Origin of the sequence: Winslowiella toletana (assembly GCF_017875465.1) — a bacterium.
GTDB classification, from domain to species: domain Bacteria; phylum Pseudomonadota; class Gammaproteobacteria; order Enterobacterales; family Enterobacteriaceae; genus Erwinia; species Erwinia toletana.
This window is the reverse complement of sequence record NZ_JAGGMQ010000001.1, coordinates 662,612-681,382: the sequence shown is the minus strand read 5'-3', so window position 1 is coordinate 681,382 and position 18,771 is coordinate 662,612. Positions and strand designations below refer to the sequence as shown.

At 53.6% G+C, this 18,771-nt stretch carries 18 protein-coding genes and 1 other annotated feature; of the genes, 5 read left to right on the top strand and 13 right to left on the bottom strand.

From position 1 onward, the window contains the following. Window positions 1-37: 37 nt before the first annotated feature. The gene (gndA, locus tag J2125_RS03300; protein WP_017800220.1) at window positions 38-1,444 is read left to right on the top strand and encodes an NADP-dependent phosphogluconate dehydrogenase; all 1,407 of its coding nucleotides are present in this window, start codon (window positions 38-40) and stop codon (window positions 1,442-1,444) included. A 163-nt stretch (window positions 1,445-1,607) separates the two neighbouring features. Beyond that, on the top strand, window positions 1,608-2,618 hold the full coding sequence (wzzB, locus tag J2125_RS03295; RefSeq protein ID WP_017800219.1) for an LPS O-antigen chain length determinant protein WzzB: 1,011 nt from the start codon (window positions 1,608-1,610) through the stop codon (window positions 2,616-2,618). A 105-nt stretch (window positions 2,619-2,723) separates the two neighbouring features. Here wzzB and hisIE read toward each other — a convergent pair whose 3' ends face one another. From hisIE to hisL, 9 genes are all read right to left on the bottom strand, one after another. After that, complete coding sequence (gene hisIE, locus J2125_RS03290; protein ID WP_017800218.1) at window positions 2,724-3,335, bottom strand: bifunctional phosphoribosyl-AMP cyclohydrolase/phosphoribosyl-ATP diphosphatase HisIE; 612 nt, start codon at window positions 3,333-3,335, stop codon at window positions 2,724-2,726. Next, window positions 3,329-4,105, bottom strand: a complete 777-nt coding sequence (hisF, locus tag J2125_RS03285; protein ID WP_017800217.1) for an imidazole glycerol phosphate synthase subunit HisF — start codon at window positions 4,103-4,105, stop codon at window positions 3,329-3,331. The genes hisIE and hisF overlap by 7 nt, the downstream gene beginning before the upstream one ends. Next, on the bottom strand, window positions 4,087-4,824 hold the full coding sequence (gene hisA, locus J2125_RS03280; protein ID WP_017800216.1) for a 1-(5-phosphoribosyl)-5-[(5-phosphoribosylamino)methylideneamino]imidazole-4-carboxamide isomerase: 738 nt from the start codon (window positions 4,822-4,824) through the stop codon (window positions 4,087-4,089). Before hisA ends, hisF begins: the two co-directional genes overlap by 19 nt. Window positions 4,825-4,829: 5 nt before the next feature. Continuing rightward, window positions 4,830-5,420, bottom strand: a complete 591-nt coding sequence (gene hisH, locus J2125_RS03275) for an imidazole glycerol phosphate synthase subunit HisH (protein ID WP_017800215.1) — start codon at window positions 5,418-5,420, stop codon at window positions 4,830-4,832. Next, window positions 5,420-6,487, bottom strand: a complete 1,068-nt coding sequence (gene hisB, locus J2125_RS03270; protein WP_017800214.1) for a bifunctional histidinol-phosphatase/imidazoleglycerol-phosphate dehydratase HisB — start codon at window positions 6,485-6,487, stop codon at window positions 5,420-5,422. The genes hisH and hisB overlap by 1 nt, the downstream gene beginning before the upstream one ends. Beyond that, complete coding sequence (gene hisC, locus J2125_RS03265; protein WP_017800213.1) at window positions 6,484-7,578, bottom strand: histidinol-phosphate transaminase; 1,095 nt, start codon at window positions 7,576-7,578, stop codon at window positions 6,484-6,486. Before hisC ends, hisB begins: the two co-directional genes overlap by 4 nt. After that, window positions 7,575-8,882, bottom strand: a complete 1,308-nt coding sequence (gene hisD, locus J2125_RS03260) for a histidinol dehydrogenase (RefSeq protein ID WP_017800212.1) — start codon at window positions 8,880-8,882, stop codon at window positions 7,575-7,577. The genes hisC and hisD overlap by 4 nt, the downstream gene beginning before the upstream one ends. A gap of 4 nt (window positions 8,883-8,886) precedes the next feature. Beyond that, window positions 8,887-9,786 carry an ATP phosphoribosyltransferase gene (hisG, locus tag J2125_RS03255; RefSeq protein ID WP_026111590.1) on the bottom strand — a complete coding sequence of 300 codons (900 nt, stop codon included), beginning with the start codon at window positions 9,784-9,786 and terminating at the stop codon, window positions 8,887-8,889. Window positions 9,787-9,857: 71 nt separating this feature from the next. Further along, window positions 9,858-9,979, bottom strand: a sequence feature (His leader region). Continuing rightward, complete coding sequence (gene hisL / locus J2125_RS03250) at window positions 9,955-10,002, bottom strand: his operon leader peptide (RefSeq protein WP_100396937.1); 48 nt, start codon at window positions 10,000-10,002, stop codon at window positions 9,955-9,957. (Overlaps the previous feature by 25 nt.) Before the next feature lie 179 nt (window positions 10,003-10,181). Between hisL and J2125_RS03245 the strand changes: the two genes are divergently transcribed. Continuing rightward, complete coding sequence (locus tag J2125_RS03245) at window positions 10,182-11,009, top strand: SDR family oxidoreductase (RefSeq protein WP_026111589.1); 828 nt, start codon at window positions 10,182-10,184, stop codon at window positions 11,007-11,009. A gap of 48 nt (window positions 11,010-11,057) precedes the next feature. Here J2125_RS03245 and J2125_RS03240 read toward each other — a convergent pair whose 3' ends face one another. The 3 genes from J2125_RS03240 to puuD are packed head-to-tail and all read right to left on the bottom strand — an operon-like array spanning window position 11,058 to window position 13,688. Then, window positions 11,058-12,335 carry an NAD(P)/FAD-dependent oxidoreductase gene (locus J2125_RS03240; protein ID WP_017800209.1) on the bottom strand — a complete coding sequence of 426 codons (1,278 nt, stop codon included), beginning with the start codon at window positions 12,333-12,335 and terminating at the stop codon, window positions 11,058-11,060. A gap of 34 nt (window positions 12,336-12,369) precedes the next feature. Beyond that, window positions 12,370-12,927 (bottom strand): HTH-type transcriptional regulator PuuR, encoded by a 558-nt coding sequence (gene puuR, locus J2125_RS03235; RefSeq protein ID WP_017800208.1) that lies wholly within the window; start codon window positions 12,925-12,927, stop codon window positions 12,370-12,372. Next, window positions 12,924-13,688 (bottom strand): gamma-glutamyl-gamma-aminobutyrate hydrolase, encoded by a 765-nt coding sequence (gene puuD, locus J2125_RS03230; RefSeq protein ID WP_017800207.1) that lies wholly within the window; start codon window positions 13,686-13,688, stop codon window positions 12,924-12,926. The genes puuR and puuD overlap by 4 nt, the downstream gene beginning before the upstream one ends. Before the next feature lie 213 nt (window positions 13,689-13,901). On the opposite strand from puuD, the gene J2125_RS03225 reads away from it, so the two are divergent. Together J2125_RS03225 and J2125_RS03220 are read left to right on the top strand one after the other, a co-directional pair. Beyond that, window positions 13,902-15,317: a glutamine synthetase family protein gene (locus tag J2125_RS03225; protein ID WP_017800206.1), complete on the top strand. Its 1,416-nt coding sequence runs from the start codon at window positions 13,902-13,904 to the stop codon at window positions 15,315-15,317. 422 nt (window positions 15,318-15,739) lie between these two features. Next, window positions 15,740-17,107 (top strand): APC family permease, encoded by a 1,368-nt coding sequence (locus tag J2125_RS03220; protein ID WP_017800205.1) that lies wholly within the window; start codon window positions 15,740-15,742, stop codon window positions 17,105-17,107. A 45-nt stretch (window positions 17,108-17,152) separates the two neighbouring features. On the opposite strand, the gene sbcB is transcribed toward J2125_RS03220, so the two are convergent. Beyond that, window positions 17,153-18,580: an exodeoxyribonuclease I gene (gene sbcB, locus J2125_RS03215; RefSeq protein WP_017800204.1), complete on the bottom strand. Its 1,428-nt coding sequence runs from the start codon at window positions 18,578-18,580 to the stop codon at window positions 17,153-17,155. Between the last annotated feature and the right edge of the window lie 191 nt (window positions 18,581-18,771).

Here is an 18,771-nt window from a genome sequence, read left to right as displayed (position 1 = left end):
CAGAACTGCTGGTTTTCTCACCTAGACAGGAGTAGGTATGTCCAAGCAACAGATCGGCGTTGTAGGTATGGCAGTAATGGGCCGTAATCTGGCACTCAATATTGAGAGCCGCGGCTATTCAGTCTCTATCTTCAACCGCTCACGCGAAAAAACGGATGAAGTGGTTGCAGAGAATCAGGGTAAAAACCTGGTCGCTCACTATAGTGTTGAGGACTTTGTCGATTCACTGGAAAAACCGCGTCGTATCCTGCTGATGGTGCAGGCGGGTGAAGCTACTGACAAAACCATTGCTTCCCTGACTCCTCACCTCGATAAAGGCGATATCCTTATCGATGGCGGGAACACCTTCTATAAAGATACTATCCGTCGCAACAAAGAGCTATCTGAGCAGGGCTTTAACTTTATCGGTACTGGTGTTTCCGGTGGTGAAGAGGGTGCACTAAAAGGTCCTTCCATCATGCCTGGCGGTCAGAAAGAAGCCTACGAACTGGTTGCGCCAATTCTTACCGAGATTGCTGCTGTTGCTGAGGGCGAAGCTTGTGTCGCTTATATGGGGCCGGACGGCGCAGGTCACTACGTTAAGATGGTACACAACGGTATTGAGTATGGCGATATGCAGCTGATTGCTGAAGCCTATTCACTGTTGAAAAACGCCCTGAATCTTGGCAACGAAGAGCTGGCTAAAACCTTCAGTGAGTGGAACGAAGGCGAACTGAGCAGCTATCTGATCGACATTACCAAAGATATCTTCACCAAGAAAGATGAAGAGGGTAAATACCTGGTTGATGTGATTCTGGATGAAGCTGCCAATAAAGGCACCGGTAAATGGACCAGCCAGAGCTCGCTGGATCTCGGTGAGCCACTGTCACTGATCACTGAATCAGTGTTTGCACGTTACCTCTCTTCACTGAAAACCCAGCGCGTTGCGGCATCTAAAGTGCTGAGTGGCCCAACTGTTCAGACTGTGAGCGGTGATAAAGCTGAATTTGTTGAGAAAGTGCGTCGCGCGCTGTATCTCGGTAAAATCGTTTCCTATGCTCAGGGCTTCTCTCAGTTGAAAGCTGCCTCTGATGAGAACAACTGGGATCTGCATTACGGTGAGATTGCGAAAATCTTCCGTGCTGGTTGTATTATCCGTGCTCAGTTCCTGCAGAAAATTACCGATGCTTATGCTGATAACGCTAACATTGCGAACCTGCTGCTGGCGCCATATTTCAAAAACATCGCAGATGAGTATCAGCAAGCGCTGCGTGACGTGGTGGCTTATGCCGTTCAGAACGGTATTCCAACGCCGACTTTCTCCGCTGCGATTGCTTATTATGACAGCTACCGTTCAGCGGTACTGCCAGCTAACCTGATTCAGGCTCAGCGTGATTACTTCGGTGCCCATACTTACAAACGCACTGATAAAGAAGGTGTGTTCCACACCGAGTGGCTTGATTAAGTTATCACTGCAACTCCCGCTTTGGCGGGAGTTTTTATTTAGAATTATTTGTCATATACCTCACTGCACCTTTTCCTGCTGTTTTCTTTCACCTTTTTGGCAAAAAACTTTATACTGACTTATAATGCTGTCAGTCATAGTTTAGTGATGTTTCAAGGAAATTATGAGTAATAATAAATCTGTTACACCGGAGCAATCTCCTTTACGCCAAAATTTTTACAATAGTGATGATGAGCTTGATATGCTCGATATTATTGCTCAGTTATGGCGAGGTAAGATTATTATCATTGCTGTCGTTATCATGATGGCTGTTTTGGCCGCAATTTATGTTTCTGTCGTTAAAGAGCAATGGACGTCGAAATCAATAGTCACAGTGCCCAGCGCAGGGCAGGTTGCCAATTACAATGTTGCACTAAATGCACTCTCTTCACAGTATCCACAGGATAAATTAGCGATTACCGATTTACAGCGCCAGCTTTTCAGTCGGTTTGGCGCTTCGATTTCAGCGCTTTCTGGCTCATTACATAATCTTGAAGTCCCACTCGACCTTAAAGTTGAGCAGCTGGTGAAAGACCAGAATGATACGCTGACAATCAGTTTTTCTGATCAAACTGCCAAAAAAGCACAGCAGGAGCTGACCAAATATATTCAGACCATCAATGCCCAGGTTGTAGATGATTACAGCGCAGATATTATGCGTAGCCTGGCAATTAAACAACGTGAGCTAGGTGAGTCGCTGGCGTTGCAGGTTAAGGTTGCGCAAGATAAGAAACAACGACGAATTGATGCGATAAAACAGGCATTGAGAATTGCTGAAGCGGCGAAGATTGAAAAGTCCCAGTTGCAGCAGGCCGAATATCTTTCTGATGATACTTTATATCTATTAGGTTCTGATGCTCTGCGCTCTATGATTGATAATGAAAATACTAAACCATTAGTATTTGACGACTATTATTATGAAACGCAGCGTGCTTTATTGGCGATTGAAAATCTGAATATCCAGGTAGATAATCTGCAATCCTATCGCGCTATAATGCAGCCAGATCTGCCAATTCGTCGTGATAGCCCGAAAAAAGCCCTGATTATGATTCTTGCTATTATATTAGGCGGAATTGCAGGTTCAGCAATTGTACTTGGCCGCAATATGGTACGCCATTATCGCGAAACCCACTAAATACCAGCCCGATTATCGAACCCGGCGATTGCCGGGTTTTTTTTCGTCTGCAAACCGTTGAAAAGCAAAAGGCCGGTTTCCCGGCCTCCATTTCCCTTATCCCGCTTACTTATGACGTTCGCGCAGATTGGCAATAATCGTACTCAGGTCAAGCTCCTGATCCTGCAGCAGCACCAGCAGGTGATAAATCAGGTCAGAGGCCTCGTTGGTCAGTTCATGACGATCGTTAACGGTGGCCGCCAGTGCGGTTTCCACGCCTTCTTCGCCGACTTTCTGCGCAATGCGCTTGGTACCGCTGGCGTAAAGACGCGCAGTGTAAGAGCTTTCCGGATCCGCATGCTTGCGCTCCGCCAGCAGTTGCTCCAGCTGATACAGAAAGGTCCAGTCCGCTGCGGCAGGCGAGAAGCAGCTGGACGTGCCTTTATGGCAGGTTGGCCCAATCGGATCCGCCAGTACCAGCAGCGTATCGTTATCGCAATCCGGCGTAATGCTTGCAACTTTGAGAAAGTGACCGGAGGTTTCGCCTTTGGTCCACAGGCGCTGTTTAGTACGCGAGAAGAAGGTCACATTGCCTTCGCTCAGGGTCTTACTTAGCGCTTCCTGATTCATATACCCGTGCATCAGCACTTCGCCGGAGACGCGATGCTGTACCACTACCGGCATCATGCCGTCAGTTTTTACCCAATCCAGACTGGACAGTTGTTGTTGTGTTAACACGCGCGAATCTCCACACCTTGCTTAATCAGGAACGTTTTCAGTTCGCCGATATTAATAATCTGTTTGTGAAACACTGAAGCTGCCAGTGCGCCATCGACATCAGCGTCGCGGAATGCCTGATGGAAATGCTCCATAGTGCCCGCACCGCCGGAGGCAATCAGGGGCACTTTACAGACTTCACGTACCTTTTTCAGCTGAACCAGATCGTAGCCATTACGCACACCATCCTGATTCATCATATTCAGTACAATCTCGCCAGCCCCACGTTTCTGCACTTCCTGAACCCACTCCAGCGTTTCCCATTGGGTCACGCGGGTGCGGCTTTCATCACCGGTATACTGGTTGACGTGATATTTGCCACTCTGCTCGTCAAACCAGGTATCAATACCCACCACAATACACTGTACGCCAAAACGATCGGCAAGACGGGTGATTAACTCAGGATCGGCCAGCGCCGGGGAATTAATCGAAATCTTATCCGCGCCAAACGAGAGGATCTGCGCAGCATCTTCCGCCGATTTGATGCCGCCCGCGACGCAGAAAGGGATATCAATTACTTCCGCCACGCGTGATACCCAGCTTTTATCAACCACACGGCCATCCGAAGAGGCGGTGATATCATAAAATACCAGCTCGTCAGCGCCTTCCTGCGCATAGCGCTGCGCCAGCGGCACGATATCGCCAATGATTTCATGGTTGCGGAACTGCACACCTTTCACGACCTGGCCATCACGCACGTCGAGACAAGGAATTATCCGTTTTGCCAGCATGAAATTGCCTCCGTAACCGTAAATTTATCTTCAAGCAGGGCGCGGCCAACAATCACCCCCTGCACGCCACAGCCGCGCAGGGCAGCGATATCATCCAGCGAGCCAATGCCGCCGGAAGACTGGAAAGCGATCTGCGGGTAGCGCGTGGTCACTTCCTGATACAGCTCAACATTCGAGCCGCTTAAGGTACCGTCACGGGAGATATCGGTGCAGAGCACATGCTTCAGGCCGAACGGCAGATACTGTTCAATCACCTGCTCCAGTGTGACACCGGCCGCTTCCTGCCAGCCGCTGATTGCCACTTCTTTACGATTACTGGCGTCAATGCGCACATCCAGCGCCAGCACAATCGCTTCCGCGCCATACTGGCGGAACCACTGCTGTACTTCTTCCGGCTGTTTTACCGCCGTGGAGCCAACCACCACGCGGGTGGCGCCAGCAGCCAGCAGCGCGGCAACATCCTGTTGCGTACGAATACCGCCGCCAACCTGGACCGGGATGGTGACGCCAGCCAGCAGTTTTTGCAGCAGTGGGATCTGGCGTGCTTGCGGGTCTTTTGCGCCGGTTAAATCCACCAGGTGCAATACCTGTGCGCCCTGACGCTGGTAGTCCTGCAGACGGGGCAGCGGGTCGCTGCCGTAATCGCGCTGCTGACCATAATCGCCCTGATGCAGACGCACCACTTTGCCATCAATTAAATCTAATGCCGGGATAATCATCGCTGTCACATCTCCAGGAAATTCTTCATCAGCTGTGCGCCGGCAGCACCGGAACGTTCAGGGTGGAACTGCACGCCAAAGAAATTATCTTTCTGCACTGCGGCGGTAAACGGCTCGCCGTAGTTGCACTGCGCGATGGTAAATTCATTTACCGGCATGGCATAGCTGTGGACGAAGTAGAAATAGCTGCCATCCTCGATACCGCGAAACAGATGGTTACCCGCCTGGGAGGTAATCTGATTCCAGCCCATATGCGGTAGCGGCAGGCCGTAATCTTTCATCAGCTTTACCGGCTGGTCGATAATGCCCAGTGTCTCAATACCGCCATTCTCATCGCTGCCGGAACCCAGCAACTGCATGCCAAGGCAAATCCCCAGTGTGGGCTGGGTGCAGGCTTTGATTAATTCAATCAGCTCACGCTGACGCAGCTGATCCATCGCTGCCTGTGCGGTGCCGACACCGGGCAGAAACAGCTTATCGGCATTTAACACCACATCCGCCTCGCGGCTGACCTGCGGCTGATAACCGAGACGCTGAATCGCCCACTTCACCGAAGAGAGGTTGGCGCAGCCGGTATCAAGAATAACGACGTTCATCACAGCACTCCTTTCGAACTCGGCAGGGTGTTGCCCTCAACGCGGATCGCCTGACGCAGCGTGCGGCCAAAGGCTTTAAACAGGCTTTCGACGCGGTGGTGATCGTTTTTACCTTTGGTGCGCAGGTGCAGGGTACTGGCCATCGAGTAAGAGAGTGAGCGGAAGAAGTGCTCCACCATCTCGGTGCTCAGATCGCCAACGCGCTGGTAGCTAAACTCGGCTTTGTATTCAAGGTGCGGACGACCAGAGATATCCAGCGCACAGCGCGCCAGGCACTCGTCCATTGGCAGGACAAAGCCAAAGCGACCAATGCCACGTTTGTCGCCGAGCGCTTTCAGCAGCGCTTCACCGAGGGCTAACCCGGTATCTTCCACCGTGTGGTGATCGTCGATATAGAGATCGCCTTTTACATCGATATTCATGCGGAAGCCGCCATGGGTACAGATCTGATCGAGCATATGGTCGAAGAAGCCGACACCGGTGTTGATTTTGCTGCCGCCTTCGCGATCCAGCCAGACTTCAACCTCAATCTGCGTCTCTTTGGTATTACGGTTTACGCGCGCATAACGGTCACGTCTGGTCAGCTGCTGGCTGATCTGCTGCCAGTTCAGGCCGTCTGTGGCATAGCGCAGGCCGCTGATGCCCATATTCTCTGCCAGTTCGATATCGGTGGCGCGGTCGCCGATTACATAGCTGTTGGCTTTATCCAGCACGCCTTCCGCCAGCCAGGCCTCAACCATCTGCACCTTTGGCTTACGGCAGTCGCAGTTATCTTCCGGCTTATGCGGGCAGATCAGGATCTGGTCAAACTTCACACCCTGAGAGGTCAGGATCTGCATCATCAGATTGTGCGGGCCATCGAAATCGGCCTGCGGGAAGCTGCTGGTGCCGAGACCATCCTGATTGGTGATCATCACCAGCTGGTAACCGGCTTTTTGCAGTTCCAGCAGCGCAGGGATCACCTCCGGCTCAAAGGCCAGTTTATCCATGCGGTCTACCTGAAAATCAGCGGGTGGTTCAGAAATAATGGTGCCGTCACGGTCAATAAAAAGCGTCTTCTGGCTCATGCTTGCTCCCTGGATACAGCTGCGCCGGGTAAAGGTTTCAGTGCGGCGACAGTTCGTTCGCACTCTTCACGGGTGCCAATGGAGATGCGCAGGCATCCGGCAAGCCCCGGTTGTTTATTCTGGTCACGCAAGATAATGCCTTGATCCCAGAGCGTTTTAAACACCTGGCTGGAAGCGCTAAAGCGCGCCAGCAGATAGTTGGTCTGGCTGGCGAACACCTGTTCCACGCAGTCGCAATCCTTAAGGGCGCCAGCCAGCCAGTCGCGGGTGGCATTCAGCGCGGCGACGTGCTCGCGCATCAGTGCGATGCCCTGGTCGCTAAGCGCCTGGGCGGCAATATCGGCCACCGGAGTGGAGAGCGGATAAGGCGCAATCACTTTCATCAGCAGGTCGATAACCGGCTTATTGGCCAGCGTAAAACCGCAACGCAGCCCGGCCAGCGCAAAGGCTTTTGACAGCGTACGTAACACCACCAGATGCGGATAATCTTTTAACCAGCCTGCCAGCGTCGCCTGCGGACAAAATTCAATATAGGCTTCATCCGCGACCACGATGGCTTTACCGCGCGTCATCTCCAGCAACTGACGCAGATCGTCAGGGTTGATCAGATTACCGGTTGGATTGTTCGGGCTGCAGACATAAACCAGTTTTACCCCTTCCAGCTGGTCGGCAATCGCCGGCAGATTCAGCTGCCAGTCTTCGCGCGCTTCAACGGTACGATATTCAATGCCGATGGTTTCAGCGCTGACGCTGTACATGCCGTAAGTTGGCGGGCAGAACAGCACCGCGTCTTTACCCGGCTCGCAGAAGGCGCGCATTAACAGCTCAATACCTTCATCTGCGCCGCGACAAGCCAGCACCTGCTCCGGCGTCAGGCCGGCATACGCGGCATAACGCTCAATCACCCGTTTGGGCTGACACTCCGGATAACGGTTTAACGTCTGCTGCGACAGTTCAAACGGCACCGCCAGCGGGTACTCATTGGCATTCAGCCAGACATCGCCATTGCCGCCGAGACGGCGCGCCGACTGGTAAGGCGTCAGGGCGCGGACGTTAGCGCGCGCCAGATCTTCGATATTTACGCTGTTCATGCTTTCTCCCGCAGTGCGGCTACGCGCAATGTCACGGCATTTTTATGGGCGGTCAGCTGCTCGGCAGCGGCCAGAATTTCAATAGTGGGCGCCAGATTGAGAAAGCCCTGCGGCGTCAGTTCCTGCACCGTCATGCGTTTCTGGAAATCTGCCAGACCGAGGCTGGAACAGGTGGCGGTATAACCGTAGGTCGGCAGCACATGGTTGGTGCCGGAAGCGTAATCACCCGCGGATTCCGGTGACCAGTCGCCAAGAAAGACTGAACCGGCGCTGGTAATACTGTCGACCAGATCGCGTGCCTGGCGCGTCTGAATAATCAGATGCTCCGGGCCATAGCGGTTTGAGATCTCCACGCACTGCTGCAGATCGCGCGCCACAATCAGGCGGCTGCTCTCTAATGCCTTACGCGCAGTTTCTGCACGCGGCAGCTGTGTCAGCTGTTGTTCAACCGCCACGGCGACCGCTTCAGCCATCGTCCGCGACGGCGTCAGTAAAATCACCTGTGAATCCGGGCCATGTTCTGCCTGCGACAGCAGATCGGAGGCGACAAAATCCGGCGTTGCTTCAGCATCGGCAATCACCAGCACTTCCGACGGACCCGCTGGCATATCGATAGCGGCGCCATCCAGACGCTGGCTCACCTGGCGTTTTGCTTCGGTAACCCAGGCATTACCCGGGCCAAAAATCTTGTCCACTTTCGGTACTGATTCGGTGCCCAGCGCCAGCGCGGCAATCGCCTGCGCACCGCCGACCTGAAACACTTCCTGCACGCCGCACAGCTGCGCAGCATAGAGAATCTCATCTGCAATCGGCGGCGGCGAACAGAGCACCACGCGCTGGCAACCGGCGATGCGCGCCGGGGTGGCCAGCATCAATACCGTGGAGAACAGCGGGGCAGATCCACCAGGAATATAGAGGCCCACCGAGGCCACCGGACGGGTGATCTGCTGACAGCGCACGCCGGGCTGGGTTTCGATATCCACCGCAGGCAGCTGCTGGGCAAGGTGGAACTTCTCAATATTGCCCACCGCGACCGCCATCGCCTGTTTGATATCATCACCCAGACGCGCAGCGGCGGCGGTGATGTCTGCCGCGCTGACGCGCAGGGCGTCAACCTGGGTTTTATCAAAGGTGGCGCTGTAGTAACGCAGCGCCGCGTCACCTTCATTTTTAACCTTGTCGAGAATCCCGCGCACGGTCTGCGTGATGTTCTCAGAAGCGGCGATGGCCGGACGCGTCAGCAAGTTTTGCTGCTGTGCGGCACTGCATGCCTGCCAGTCGATTACCGTATTGAACGCGCTCATGGGCTTACTCCAGCATCTTCTCAATTGGCAGCACCAGGATGGAACTGGCGCCCAGCGCTTTCAGTTTCTCCATGGTTTCCCAGAACAGTGTTTCGCTGCTGACCATATGCATTGCAATACGGCTCTTATCACCAGCCAGCGGCAGCAGGGTTGGGCGCTCGGCGCCTGGCAGCAGGGCAATGACTTCGTCCAGACGGTCACTTGGCGCGTGCAACATAATATATTTGGATTCGCGTGCTTTAATCACCCCCTGAATACGGGTCATTAACTTGTCGATAAGTTCCTGTTTTGCTGCTGGCATTTCGCCATCGCGCTGAATCAGACAGGCTTTCGAGCGGTAGATCACTTCGACTTCACGCAGGCCGTTGGCTTCCAGCGTGGCGCCGGTAGAGACCAGATCGCAGATGGCGTCGGCCAGGCCGGCGCGTGGTGCCACTTCGACAGAGCCGTTCAGCAGGCAGGATTTAAAGTTAACGCCTTGTTTATCGAGGTACTTCTTCAGCAGGTGAGGATAAGAGGTAGCGATACGGCTGTTTTGCAGGCACTGCGGACCGCTATATTCATCATCCACTGACATCGCCAGTGACAGACGGCAACCGCCAAAATCAAGGCGACGCAGCGTAAAGTAACGCGGGTCTTCGCCCTGCGCACGGCGGGTCAGCAGTTCTTCTTCCAGCACGTTTTCACCGATAATACCGAGATCAACCACACCGTCCATTACCAGGCCAGGGATATCGTCATCACGTACGCGCAGGATATCGATAGGCATGTTTTCAGCGAAGGCGATCAGACGCTGCTGCTGTAAATTAATCTTGATGCCACAGCGCGCCAGTAATTCGCGTGATTCATCGCTTAAACGGCCTGATTTCTGCATAGCTATGCGCAAACGGGTGTTATCTAACATCGGTCCTGTCCTCTTTTAACTCTTAGCTGCTGGTTAGCAATGAAACGTTTTTGATGCGCGTAAAGTCCAAAAAAAAAAAGCCCCCGGAAGGTGATCTTCCGGGGGCTCTCTTGCGTTCTGCACCACTGGAAGATCCTAAACGTCTTCCAGCACTCATCGCCTGAAAGACTAGTCAGGGTGATGGTGATGATGGTGATTGAACTGAACGCGTGTCATATAAATTCCGTAGATGAATGTGTATTCATTTAATGTGTAAATAACCTAACTAAGATGGGCGCTGATGGCAACCCTTTTTTGTCAGTGATGGCATATTCTCTTATCAGCCAGAGATTGTCAGTCTGAAAACAGTGGCGTAGCCTTAATGATCTGGACGGAACTGCGTGGGAGTAAAGGGCATGAAGAGAGTCGCGATAGTGGGGCTGGGCTGGCTGGGGATGCCGCTGGCAATGGCGCTGGCATCACGTGGCTGGCAGGTGACCGGCAGTAAAACCACGCCGGACGGCGTTGAGGCGGCGCGCATGTGCGGCATTGACGGCTATCAGCTGGAACTGACGCCAGAACTGATCTGCGATGCTGACGATCTGGAGTCGCTGCTAAGTGTCGATGCGCTGGTGGTGACGCTGCCGGCCAGCCGCACGGTGGAAGGCGGCGCGCATTATGTGCAGGCGGTACAGCAAATCGTCGACAGCGCGCTGGCGTTCAGTGTTCCGCGCATTGTTTTTACCAGCTCCACCTCGGTGTATGGCAAAGCCAGCGGCGTGATGAAAGAGAACAGCCCGCTGCTGCCGGAAACGGTCGCCGGTCAGACGCTGGTGGAGCTGGAGAACTGGCTACACGCTCTGCCGGGGACCTCGGTGGATATTCTGCGCCTCTCCGGGCTGGTGGGGCCAAATCGTCATCCGGGGCGTTTTCTCGCCGGTAAAACCGATGTCGCCGATGGCGATCAGGGGGTTAATTTAGTGCATCTGGATGATGTGGTGGAAGCCATCGCACTGTTATTGCAGACGCCGAAAGGCGGCCATATCTACAATCTTAGCGCGCCCGGTCATCCGCCACGTAATCAGTTCTATCCGGCCGTCGCCAGTCAGCTGGGCCTGACGCCGCCCACCTTTATCGACGATCAGACAGCCGCCAGCGGCAAAATCATTGACGGTAATAAGATCTGTAGCGAGCTGGGTTTTGAGTACAGCTGGCCGGATCCACAGAAAATGCCGCTGGCTTAATCCGGGTTATTGCAATACGGGCGGCGTTCTCGCCGCCCGTATTGATGGTTATACCCCTAACCGATCGCGCAGCGCATACCATGCTGCGCCCATTACCGTTAACGGGATCTGAAAACGGCGTCCGCCCGGGAAGGGCAGATGCGGCAGGGTGGCGAAAGCATCAAAACGCTCGGCATCGCCGCGCAGGGTTTCGGCAATCAGTTTACCGGCCAGATGGGTGCAGGTGACACCGTGTCCGCTGTCACCCTGCATGTAATAGACATTATTCTCCAGCCGGCCAAACTGTGGCATACGCGACAGCGTCAGCAGGAAATTGCCGCTCCAGCGATAGCTAAAACTGACGCCGCTCAGCTGCGGAAAGGTCTTTAGCAGTTTCGGCCGGATCAGTGCGTCGATATCCTGCGGATCGCGCGCACCGTAAATCACGCCGCCGCCATATAACAGGCGGTTATCGGCAGTCAGGCGGAAGTAGTCGAGCAGATAATTACAGTCTTCGACACAGCGATTATTGGGCAGCAGCGACAGCGCGGTATCGGCGCTAAGCGGTTCGGTGGTAATAATCTGTGAACCACAGGGCATGCTTTTTCTGCCCAGGCGCGGCTCCAGTTGTGGCGCCAGATAGGCGTTACCGGCGAACACCACAAATGTCGCCCTGACATCACCTTTGGCGGTTTTAACCACATTGGGCGAACCATAAAGCACGTTAGTGGCGGCCGAGTGCTCATAAATACGGCCGCCGTGACGGCGAATCGCCTCTGCTTCGCCCAGCGCCAGATTCAGCGGGTGCAGATGACCACCGCGCTCGTCCAGCAGGCCGCCGACATAGCGTTCGCTGGCCACTTCACGCCGCATGCCACTCTGATCCAGCAGGCTGATCTGCTGGTTGCCATAGCTTTCCCATAACGCTTTCTGCGCGCGCAAATGGCCCATCTGGCGGTTATTCAGCGCAGCGAAAATATTGCCAGGACGATAATCACAGTCAATCGCATAGCGGTCGATACGATCACGAATAATATCGGCGCCTTCAAACATCATGCTTCCCAGCATTTTGGCGACGTTAACGCCATAACGCTGCTGGATCACATCAATATCGCGGCTGTAAGAGTTCACTACCTGGCCGCCGTTGCGCCCGCTGGCGCCGTAACCTACGCGCGCGGCCTCCAGCAGCACCACATCGTAACCGGCTTCGGTCAGATACAGCGCCGATGACAGGCCGGTAAAGCCGCCGCCAATAATACAGACATCACACTGGATGCTCTCTTCCAGCTGGGGCCAGTCAGCGTGCGGGTTAGCGGTCGCTGCATAATAGCTTTCCACATGTTTCATACAACCTTCCTGGCACGGTTTAAAAAATATCGTTCTAAAATGTCGCTGGCGTATGCGCACTGACAATGCGACAAGGCTGGGTCGAGTTATTAGTAAAACTGTGCAGGTTACCGGTATTAATCACATAACTTTCACCGGCATGCAGATGATAAACCTGACCACTAATCGCCAGCATAATTTCACCTTCCAGCAGGGTGCCGGTCTCTTCGCCCTGATGGCGAATTTTTTCCCCGGTGGTGGCGCCAGGCTGATAGGTTTCCAGCAGCATTGCCAGCGTACGTTCGGCATTGCCGTTATGGATCAGCTTCAGTGACACCCCCTGGCTGCCGATATCGATCAGTTCAGACGGCTGGATCACCACTTTCGGTTCTTCGGCGATCACCGGCTCGGAGAAAAACTCCGACAGCGATAAACCATAAACTTTTAATAACTTCTGTAAGGTACTGACTGCCGGACTGACCTTGTCCTGTTCAATGGTGCTGATAGCACTGTGCGTCAGTCCCGACAGTTCGGCGACGCGCCGCTGTGACAATCCCATCTGCTGCCGGAGTTGCGATAAACGCCGTCCGGGCGCCAGAGTGGCTTCGCTCATAGCCGTGATTCCTTTTGATACCTGTTGCAGGCGTTGATAAAGCCATCGAACAACAGGCGTGACTGCGCCGATGCATCGCAATGCCATTCGGGGTGCCACTGCACGGCGAAAGCAAAAGGATGTTGTTGCAGACTGACCGCTTCGATCAGCCCATCGGCGGCGCGCGCCTCGATGCGGAGTTGCGGACCTAAACTGCGAATACCTTGTTGATGCAGCGAGTTCACCCATAACGTTTTGCTGCCATTAACTAATCCTGACAGCAGGCCATCGGGTTCAACCCATACCTGGTGGGCGTCAGCATACTGCTCGTCAAGTGACAGCGATTCATCTTCGCGGTGTTCCTGAAAACCGGGTTGCAGGTGTAACTGACGATGTAACGCACCGCCGGTAGCGACCACCAGTTCCTGCAAGCCGCGGCAGATGGCCATAATCGGCATCTGGCGGACAATCGCCTGCGTAATTAAAGCAAACGCCAGCTGGTCGCGGCCTGGATCAGCATAACTCTCGCTACCTTCTTCGCCATAGTGCCATGGCTCGATATTGCTCGGACTGCCGGTAAGCAAAATGCCGTCCAGCGCAGCCATAGCGTTTTCCAATAGATCGGGCTGGCTGATCAGATTGTGGGGCAGGCCAAGCGGCACGCCACCGGCAAGCGCCACGGCGTCAAGATACTTGTTATGCACCATCTGGGTGGGGTGGCCATCTTTATCGATCTGGCACATTACTACGCCAATCAACGGCTTGTTAAAAATAATGCCCATCTCATCCTCGCTACGCTGTCAAAAATATTAACCGGCAAGGCGCTCATGGCGCGAAACTGTGCAATATATTTTCAATCTAGCAATCGCTTGTTCATTATTCAAACTGAAATGTAACATTTGCACACTTTTTGTGTTGGAGCTATGTTAGAAATGTGGCTGTTATTTTGAGCATCACGCACAACCGATAAATTACAGGTCAACGGCGGGTGAATTATGACGAATCTGGTGGAAGTAGAAGACTTCACGAGACACAGTGAAGGGCAACGAACCAGCGCGTTCCAGCATGAGGTCAAGGCCTATCTGGAACGCCATCCTGAAACGCAGTATGTCGATATTCTTCTTAATGATCTTAATGGTGTCTTTCGCGGTAAGCGCATACCCTTCGCCAGTCTGGCAAAAGTTGAAAAAGGTTGTTATTTCCCGGCGTCAGTTTTCGCCATGGATATCCTCGGTAATACCGTAGAAGAAGCCGGTTTAGGCCAGGCGCTGGGTGAACCCGATAATATTTGTATTCCGGTTTCCGGCACACTTATCCCTTCTGCTTCCGACCCCAGACATCTTGCGCAGGTGCTGCTGACCATGCGTAATCAAGATGGCACTCCCTTTGACGTTGAACCCCGAAATGTCCTCAATCACCTCTGGCAGCAACTGCGCAATCGAGGTCTGTTTCCGGTGGTAGCGGTAGAGCTGGAGTTCTATCTGGTCGATAAACAGCGTGACGCCGAAGGCTATATTCAGCCGCCGTGCGCGCCGGGTAGCGACGAACGTAATATGCAAAGCCAGGTCTACTCCGTCGATAATCTTGACCATTTCTCTGAGGTGCTGAGTGATATTGATGAACTGGCGCGTTTGCAGGGCATTCCTGCCGACGGCGCGCTGGCGGAAGCCTCGCCGGGCCAGTTTGAGATTAACCTGCATCATACGCGTAATGTGCTAAGCGCCTGCGATCACGCAATCCAGCTGAAACGGCTGGTGCGTCAGGTGGCAGAAAATCATGGCATGAACGCCACTTTTATGGCTAAACCTTACGAAGAGTATGCGGGCAGCGGAATGCATGTGCATATCAGCATGCTGGATGCCGCCGACCAGAATGCTTTTGCCACCGATGATGGCAGTGACTCGCCGCTGCTGAAACGTACCCTTGCGGGCATGATTGATCTGATGCCCGCCTCAATGGCGCTGCTGGCGCCAAACGTTAATGCTTACCGCCGTTTTCTGCCTGATGCCTTTGTGCCATTGCAGGCTTCGTGGGGACATAATAATCGTACCGTGGCGTTGCGCATTCCCTGTGGCGATATCGACAATCACCGTATTGAATATCGCGTTGCCGGCGCTGATGCCAACCCTTATCTGGTGGTAGCGGCGATTCTGGCCGGGATGCTGCACGGCATGGATAACCCGCTACCGTTGCCACATGCCGTCACCGGTAATGGTCATGAGGCTGAAGGTAATCCACTGCCGATCCGCCAGAGCGACGCGCTGTATGAGTTTGAGCAGAGCGCGGCGTTACAGAAACTGCTGGGTGAACGATTTGGTTTTGTCTGGCACAGCTGTAAGCATCATGAGCTGATGCATTTCGAGCGGTTGATCACCGCGACGGAAATCGACTGGATGTTAAAAAACGCCTGATGTGATGGTTGGTTAACAAAGAAATTGTTACTGAAGGTCTCAACATCTTGTCATCCTCCCTCCGGATAGTGCAGAATATGCGCCCTGCAAAACAGCAACCCTAACCGACGCTTATCGCGCCGGTTATTTTTTTGCAATCAACCAAACCAGTACTTACAGGGGCCGGATCCGTTTCCGGATAGAGATACCTATACGCTTTTAGCACGTATAAACGTGATTTTTGAGGAAAAGAAAGATGGGGCAACACCTTAACTTTGCACCGGTTCCCGCCGGTATTCGCCAACGTGATGACTACGGCGCCGCTGCAGCAGCTCTTTCACCTGCCTGCTCCACTGTTTCCCCTCTGAAGAGTCTCTCTCGCACCTCGCGAAGTTTCCCTGTGGTTCAACCCAGAAAGGTTGGCGCTATGGGGAGGCTGAATCATGTCGCTTGATAACGTTACCTCTGCGCCACAGCCGCGCGCGCACCTGAAAAAAACACTGACGCTAATGCCTGTTGTAATGATGGGTCTGGCTTATATGCAGCCGATGACGCTGTTCGATACCTTTGGCATTGTTTCAGGTCTTACCGATGGCCATGTCGCCACCGCTTATGCTTTTGCGCTGATTGCGATTCTGTTTACCGCGTTAAGCTACGGTAAGCTGGTACGCCGCTTCCCCTCGGCGGGATCCGCTTATACCTACGCACAGAAAGCGATCAGCCCGCACGTCGGCTTTATGGTCGGCTGGTCATCGCTGCTTGATTATCTGTTTATGCCGATGATCAATATTCTGCTGGCAAAAATTTATTTCGAAGCGCTGGTGCCCGGCATTCCTTCATGGATCTTTGTCGTGCTGCTGGTGGGCTTTATGACCATCTCGAACCTGAAAGGCATTAAAACCGTTGCTAACTTTAACAGCGTGATTGTGGTGCTGCAGGTGGCGGTGATGGTGGCGATTATGGGCATGGTGGTTTACGGTGTCGCCCATGGCGAAGGGGCAGGGACGCTGGTCAGCAGCCGTCCGTTCTGGTCTGAAAATGCCCATGTGGTGCCGATGATTACCGGCGCAACCATTCTTTGCTTCTCGTTCCTAGGTTTTGATGGCATCAGCTCGCTGTCCGAAGAGACCAAAGATGCAGGCCGGGTGATCCCAAAAGCGATCTTCCTGACCGCGCTGATTGGTGGCGTGATCTTTATTCTGGTCTCCTATTTCCTGCAGCTCTACTTCCCGGATATCAGCCGTTTTAAAGATCCGGACGCATCGCAGCCTGAGATTATGCTGTATGTGGCAGGCAAAGCCTTCCAGTTTGGCATTCTGATCTTCTCCTGCGTGACCGTACTGGCTTCCGGTATGGCGGCTCATGCTGGCGTATCGCGTCTGATGTATGTGATGGGCCGTGATGGTGTCTTCCCGGAGCGTTTCTTTGGTTACATTCATCCAAAATGGCGCACCCCGGCGCTGAACGTGCTGCTGGTGGGCGTGATTGCGCTCTCTTCGGTGACCTTTGATCTGGTAACCGCCACCGCGCTGATTAACTTTGGCGCACTGGTGGCGTTTACCTTTGTTAACCTGTCGGTAATTTCGCAGTTCTGGATCCGTGAAGGTCGCAATAAGACGCTGAAAGATAATTTCAACTTCCTGCTGTTGCCGCTGTTGGGCGCGATGACGGTAGGGGCGTTATGGATTAACCTGGAAGAGAGTTCGATGATTCTCGGCCTGGTGTGGGGGGCGATTGGTCTGACTTACCTGGCGTTTGTCACCCGCGTGTTCCGTAATCCGGTGCCACAGTGCAGTGAAGATTTGATGTAATCTGATATCAAAAGTAAGGGCGGCTTAAATAGCCGCCTTTTTTATTCAGGAAACCAGCTCGCGGGCATAATCAAACAACGCTTTCAGCTGCGCTATTTTGTCACTATCCCCTTCATATAAGTTAGCCAGCGACTCCAGCTCCTGTACATAACTCTGTACCCGTTCCGGGTTCAGCGCTTCGCGACGATGTTGCAGCCAGCGCTGCTGCTCGGCGTCATCAAGGGTGCCGGGGAAGTTGCGTGCGCGATAGCGGAACAGCAGTTTCTCAATCCGTTTATCGTTAAAGGTCAAATCCAGCGCCGGTAAGTTGGCTGGCTCGGTTTGCAGAATAATATTCATCGCCGATTTATCAGCATCACTAAAGAAGCCATCATACAGCTGCGCATCAACATCATCCGCGGCGACAAAAGGTTCGGCTTCGGCAAACAGCGTCACCACTTTTTCGCGAATTTCCGCATGCTGACGCAGCAGGGCGAGATTATCCAGGCAGCGCTGGCGGTCGATACCGATGCGCTGCGCATCTTCCGGGCGCAGAGTATTGGCGGGCGCCAGTACCGGGCATTTATTGATATGCACCAGCTTAACCGGCACCGCAGCGGCATCGCCCAGCTGGTCACGCCGTGTATACAGACGCTCGCGCAGGGCATCGGCATCCAGCTCCAGCAGCGGTGTCATATCCCCGGCCAGATCGCAGGTAATCAGCGCATTACGGTTATCCGGATGCCAGGCGAGCGGGGCAATCCAGCTGGTATTGCCACGAAACGCGCCAAACATGCCGGAAATATGCACCAGCGGCTTCATCTGCGGGATATCGATCAGCGGGGTAAGTTTCTGCTTAGTGCGATGGGTTAACAGATAGTCATACAGCCTGGGCTGCTGCTCTTTTACCAGCTTTGCCATGGCGATGGTGGCATAGACATCGGACATCGCATCGTGGGCATTGGCATGTTCGACGCCATTGGCTTTGGTCAGATGTTCCAGACGGAAACTCGGCATGCCATCGTCGTTTTCTGGCCAGTTGATCCCTTGCGGGCGCAGCGCATAGCAGGCGCGCATCACATCCAGCAAATCCCAGCGGCTATTGCCATTTTGCCAGCTCCAGGCGTAGGGGTCGTAGAAGTTACGATAAAAAATATTGCGTGTCACTTCGTCATCAAAGCGCACATTGTTGTAGCCCACTACGCAGGTGTTGGCTTCACTAAACAGCGTATGAATACGCCGTGCAAACTCAGCTTCACTGACGCCACGCGCCTTCGCCTGTTGCGGGGTGATACCGGTGATCATTACCGCCTCCGGCTGCGGCAGATAGTCATCTGCTGGCTGGCAGTAAAAGACTTCCGGCTCACCGATGATATTGAAATCCATATCGGTTCGCACACCGGCAAACTGCGCCGGACGATCCAGAGACGGGCTTTTGCCAAAGGTCTCGTAGTCGTGAAAGAGGAAGGTGGGCTGTTTAGCTTCGTTTTTCACTGTTTTTATCTGTCCATTTATGTTGTTTAACTTTATGAAAACGCAGTCATTATAGTTCACTTCAGTGCATGTAATATCGCGTGCATAATATTATTATGGCTTTCAGTGACACTAAAATCCGCTTGTTACATGGTAAACCAAATTCAGAAAGTCCAGAAGCAACAGATGCTGATGACTGTTCCACAAGGCAA

Excerpts from the sequence above, each read along its gene's own strand:
- gndA (WP_017800220.1), top strand. The coding sequence starts at position 38 with ATGTCCAAGCAACAGATCGGCGTTGTAGGTATGGCAGTAATGGGCCGT.
- wzzB (WP_017800219.1), top strand. The coding sequence starts at position 1,608 with ATGAGTAATAATAAATCTGTTACACCGGAGCAATCTCCTTTACGCCAA.
- hisF (WP_017800217.1), bottom strand. The coding sequence starts at position 4,105 with ATGCTGGCAAAACGGATAATTCCTTGTCTCGACGTGCGTGATGGCCAG.
- hisA (WP_017800216.1), bottom strand. The coding sequence starts at position 4,824 with ATGATTATCCCGGCATTAGATTTAATTGATGGCAAAGTGGTGCGTCTG.
- hisH (WP_017800215.1), bottom strand. The coding sequence starts at position 5,420 with ATGAACGTCGTTATTCTTGATACCGGCTGCGCCAACCTCTCTTCGGTG.
- hisB (WP_017800214.1), bottom strand. The coding sequence starts at position 6,487 with ATGAGCCAGAAGACGCTTTTTATTGACCGTGACGGCACCATTATTTCT.
- hisC (WP_017800213.1), bottom strand. The coding sequence starts at position 7,578 with ATGAACAGCGTAAATATCGAAGATCTGGCGCGCGCTAACGTCCGCGCC.
- hisD (WP_017800212.1), bottom strand. The coding sequence starts at position 8,882 with ATGAGCGCGTTCAATACGGTAATCGACTGGCAGGCATGCAGTGCCGCA.
- hisG (WP_026111590.1), bottom strand. The coding sequence starts at position 9,786 with ATGTTAGATAACACCCGTTTGCGCATAGCTATGCAGAAATCAGGCCGT.
- J2125_RS03245 (WP_026111589.1), top strand. The coding sequence starts at position 10,182 with ATGAAGAGAGTCGCGATAGTGGGGCTGGGCTGGCTGGGGATGCCGCTG.
- J2125_RS03240 (WP_017800209.1), bottom strand. The coding sequence starts at position 12,335 with ATGAAACATGTGGAAAGCTATTATGCAGCGACCGCTAACCCGCACGCT.
- puuR (WP_017800208.1), bottom strand. The coding sequence starts at position 12,927 with ATGAGCGAAGCCACTCTGGCGCCCGGACGGCGTTTATCGCAACTCCGG.
- puuD (WP_017800207.1), bottom strand. The coding sequence starts at position 13,688 with ATGGGCATTATTTTTAACAAGCCGTTGATTGGCGTAGTAATGTGCCAG.
- J2125_RS03225 (WP_017800206.1), top strand. The coding sequence starts at position 13,902 with ATGACGAATCTGGTGGAAGTAGAAGACTTCACGAGACACAGTGAAGGG.
- J2125_RS03220 (WP_017800205.1), top strand. The coding sequence starts at position 15,740 with ATGTCGCTTGATAACGTTACCTCTGCGCCACAGCCGCGCGCGCACCTG.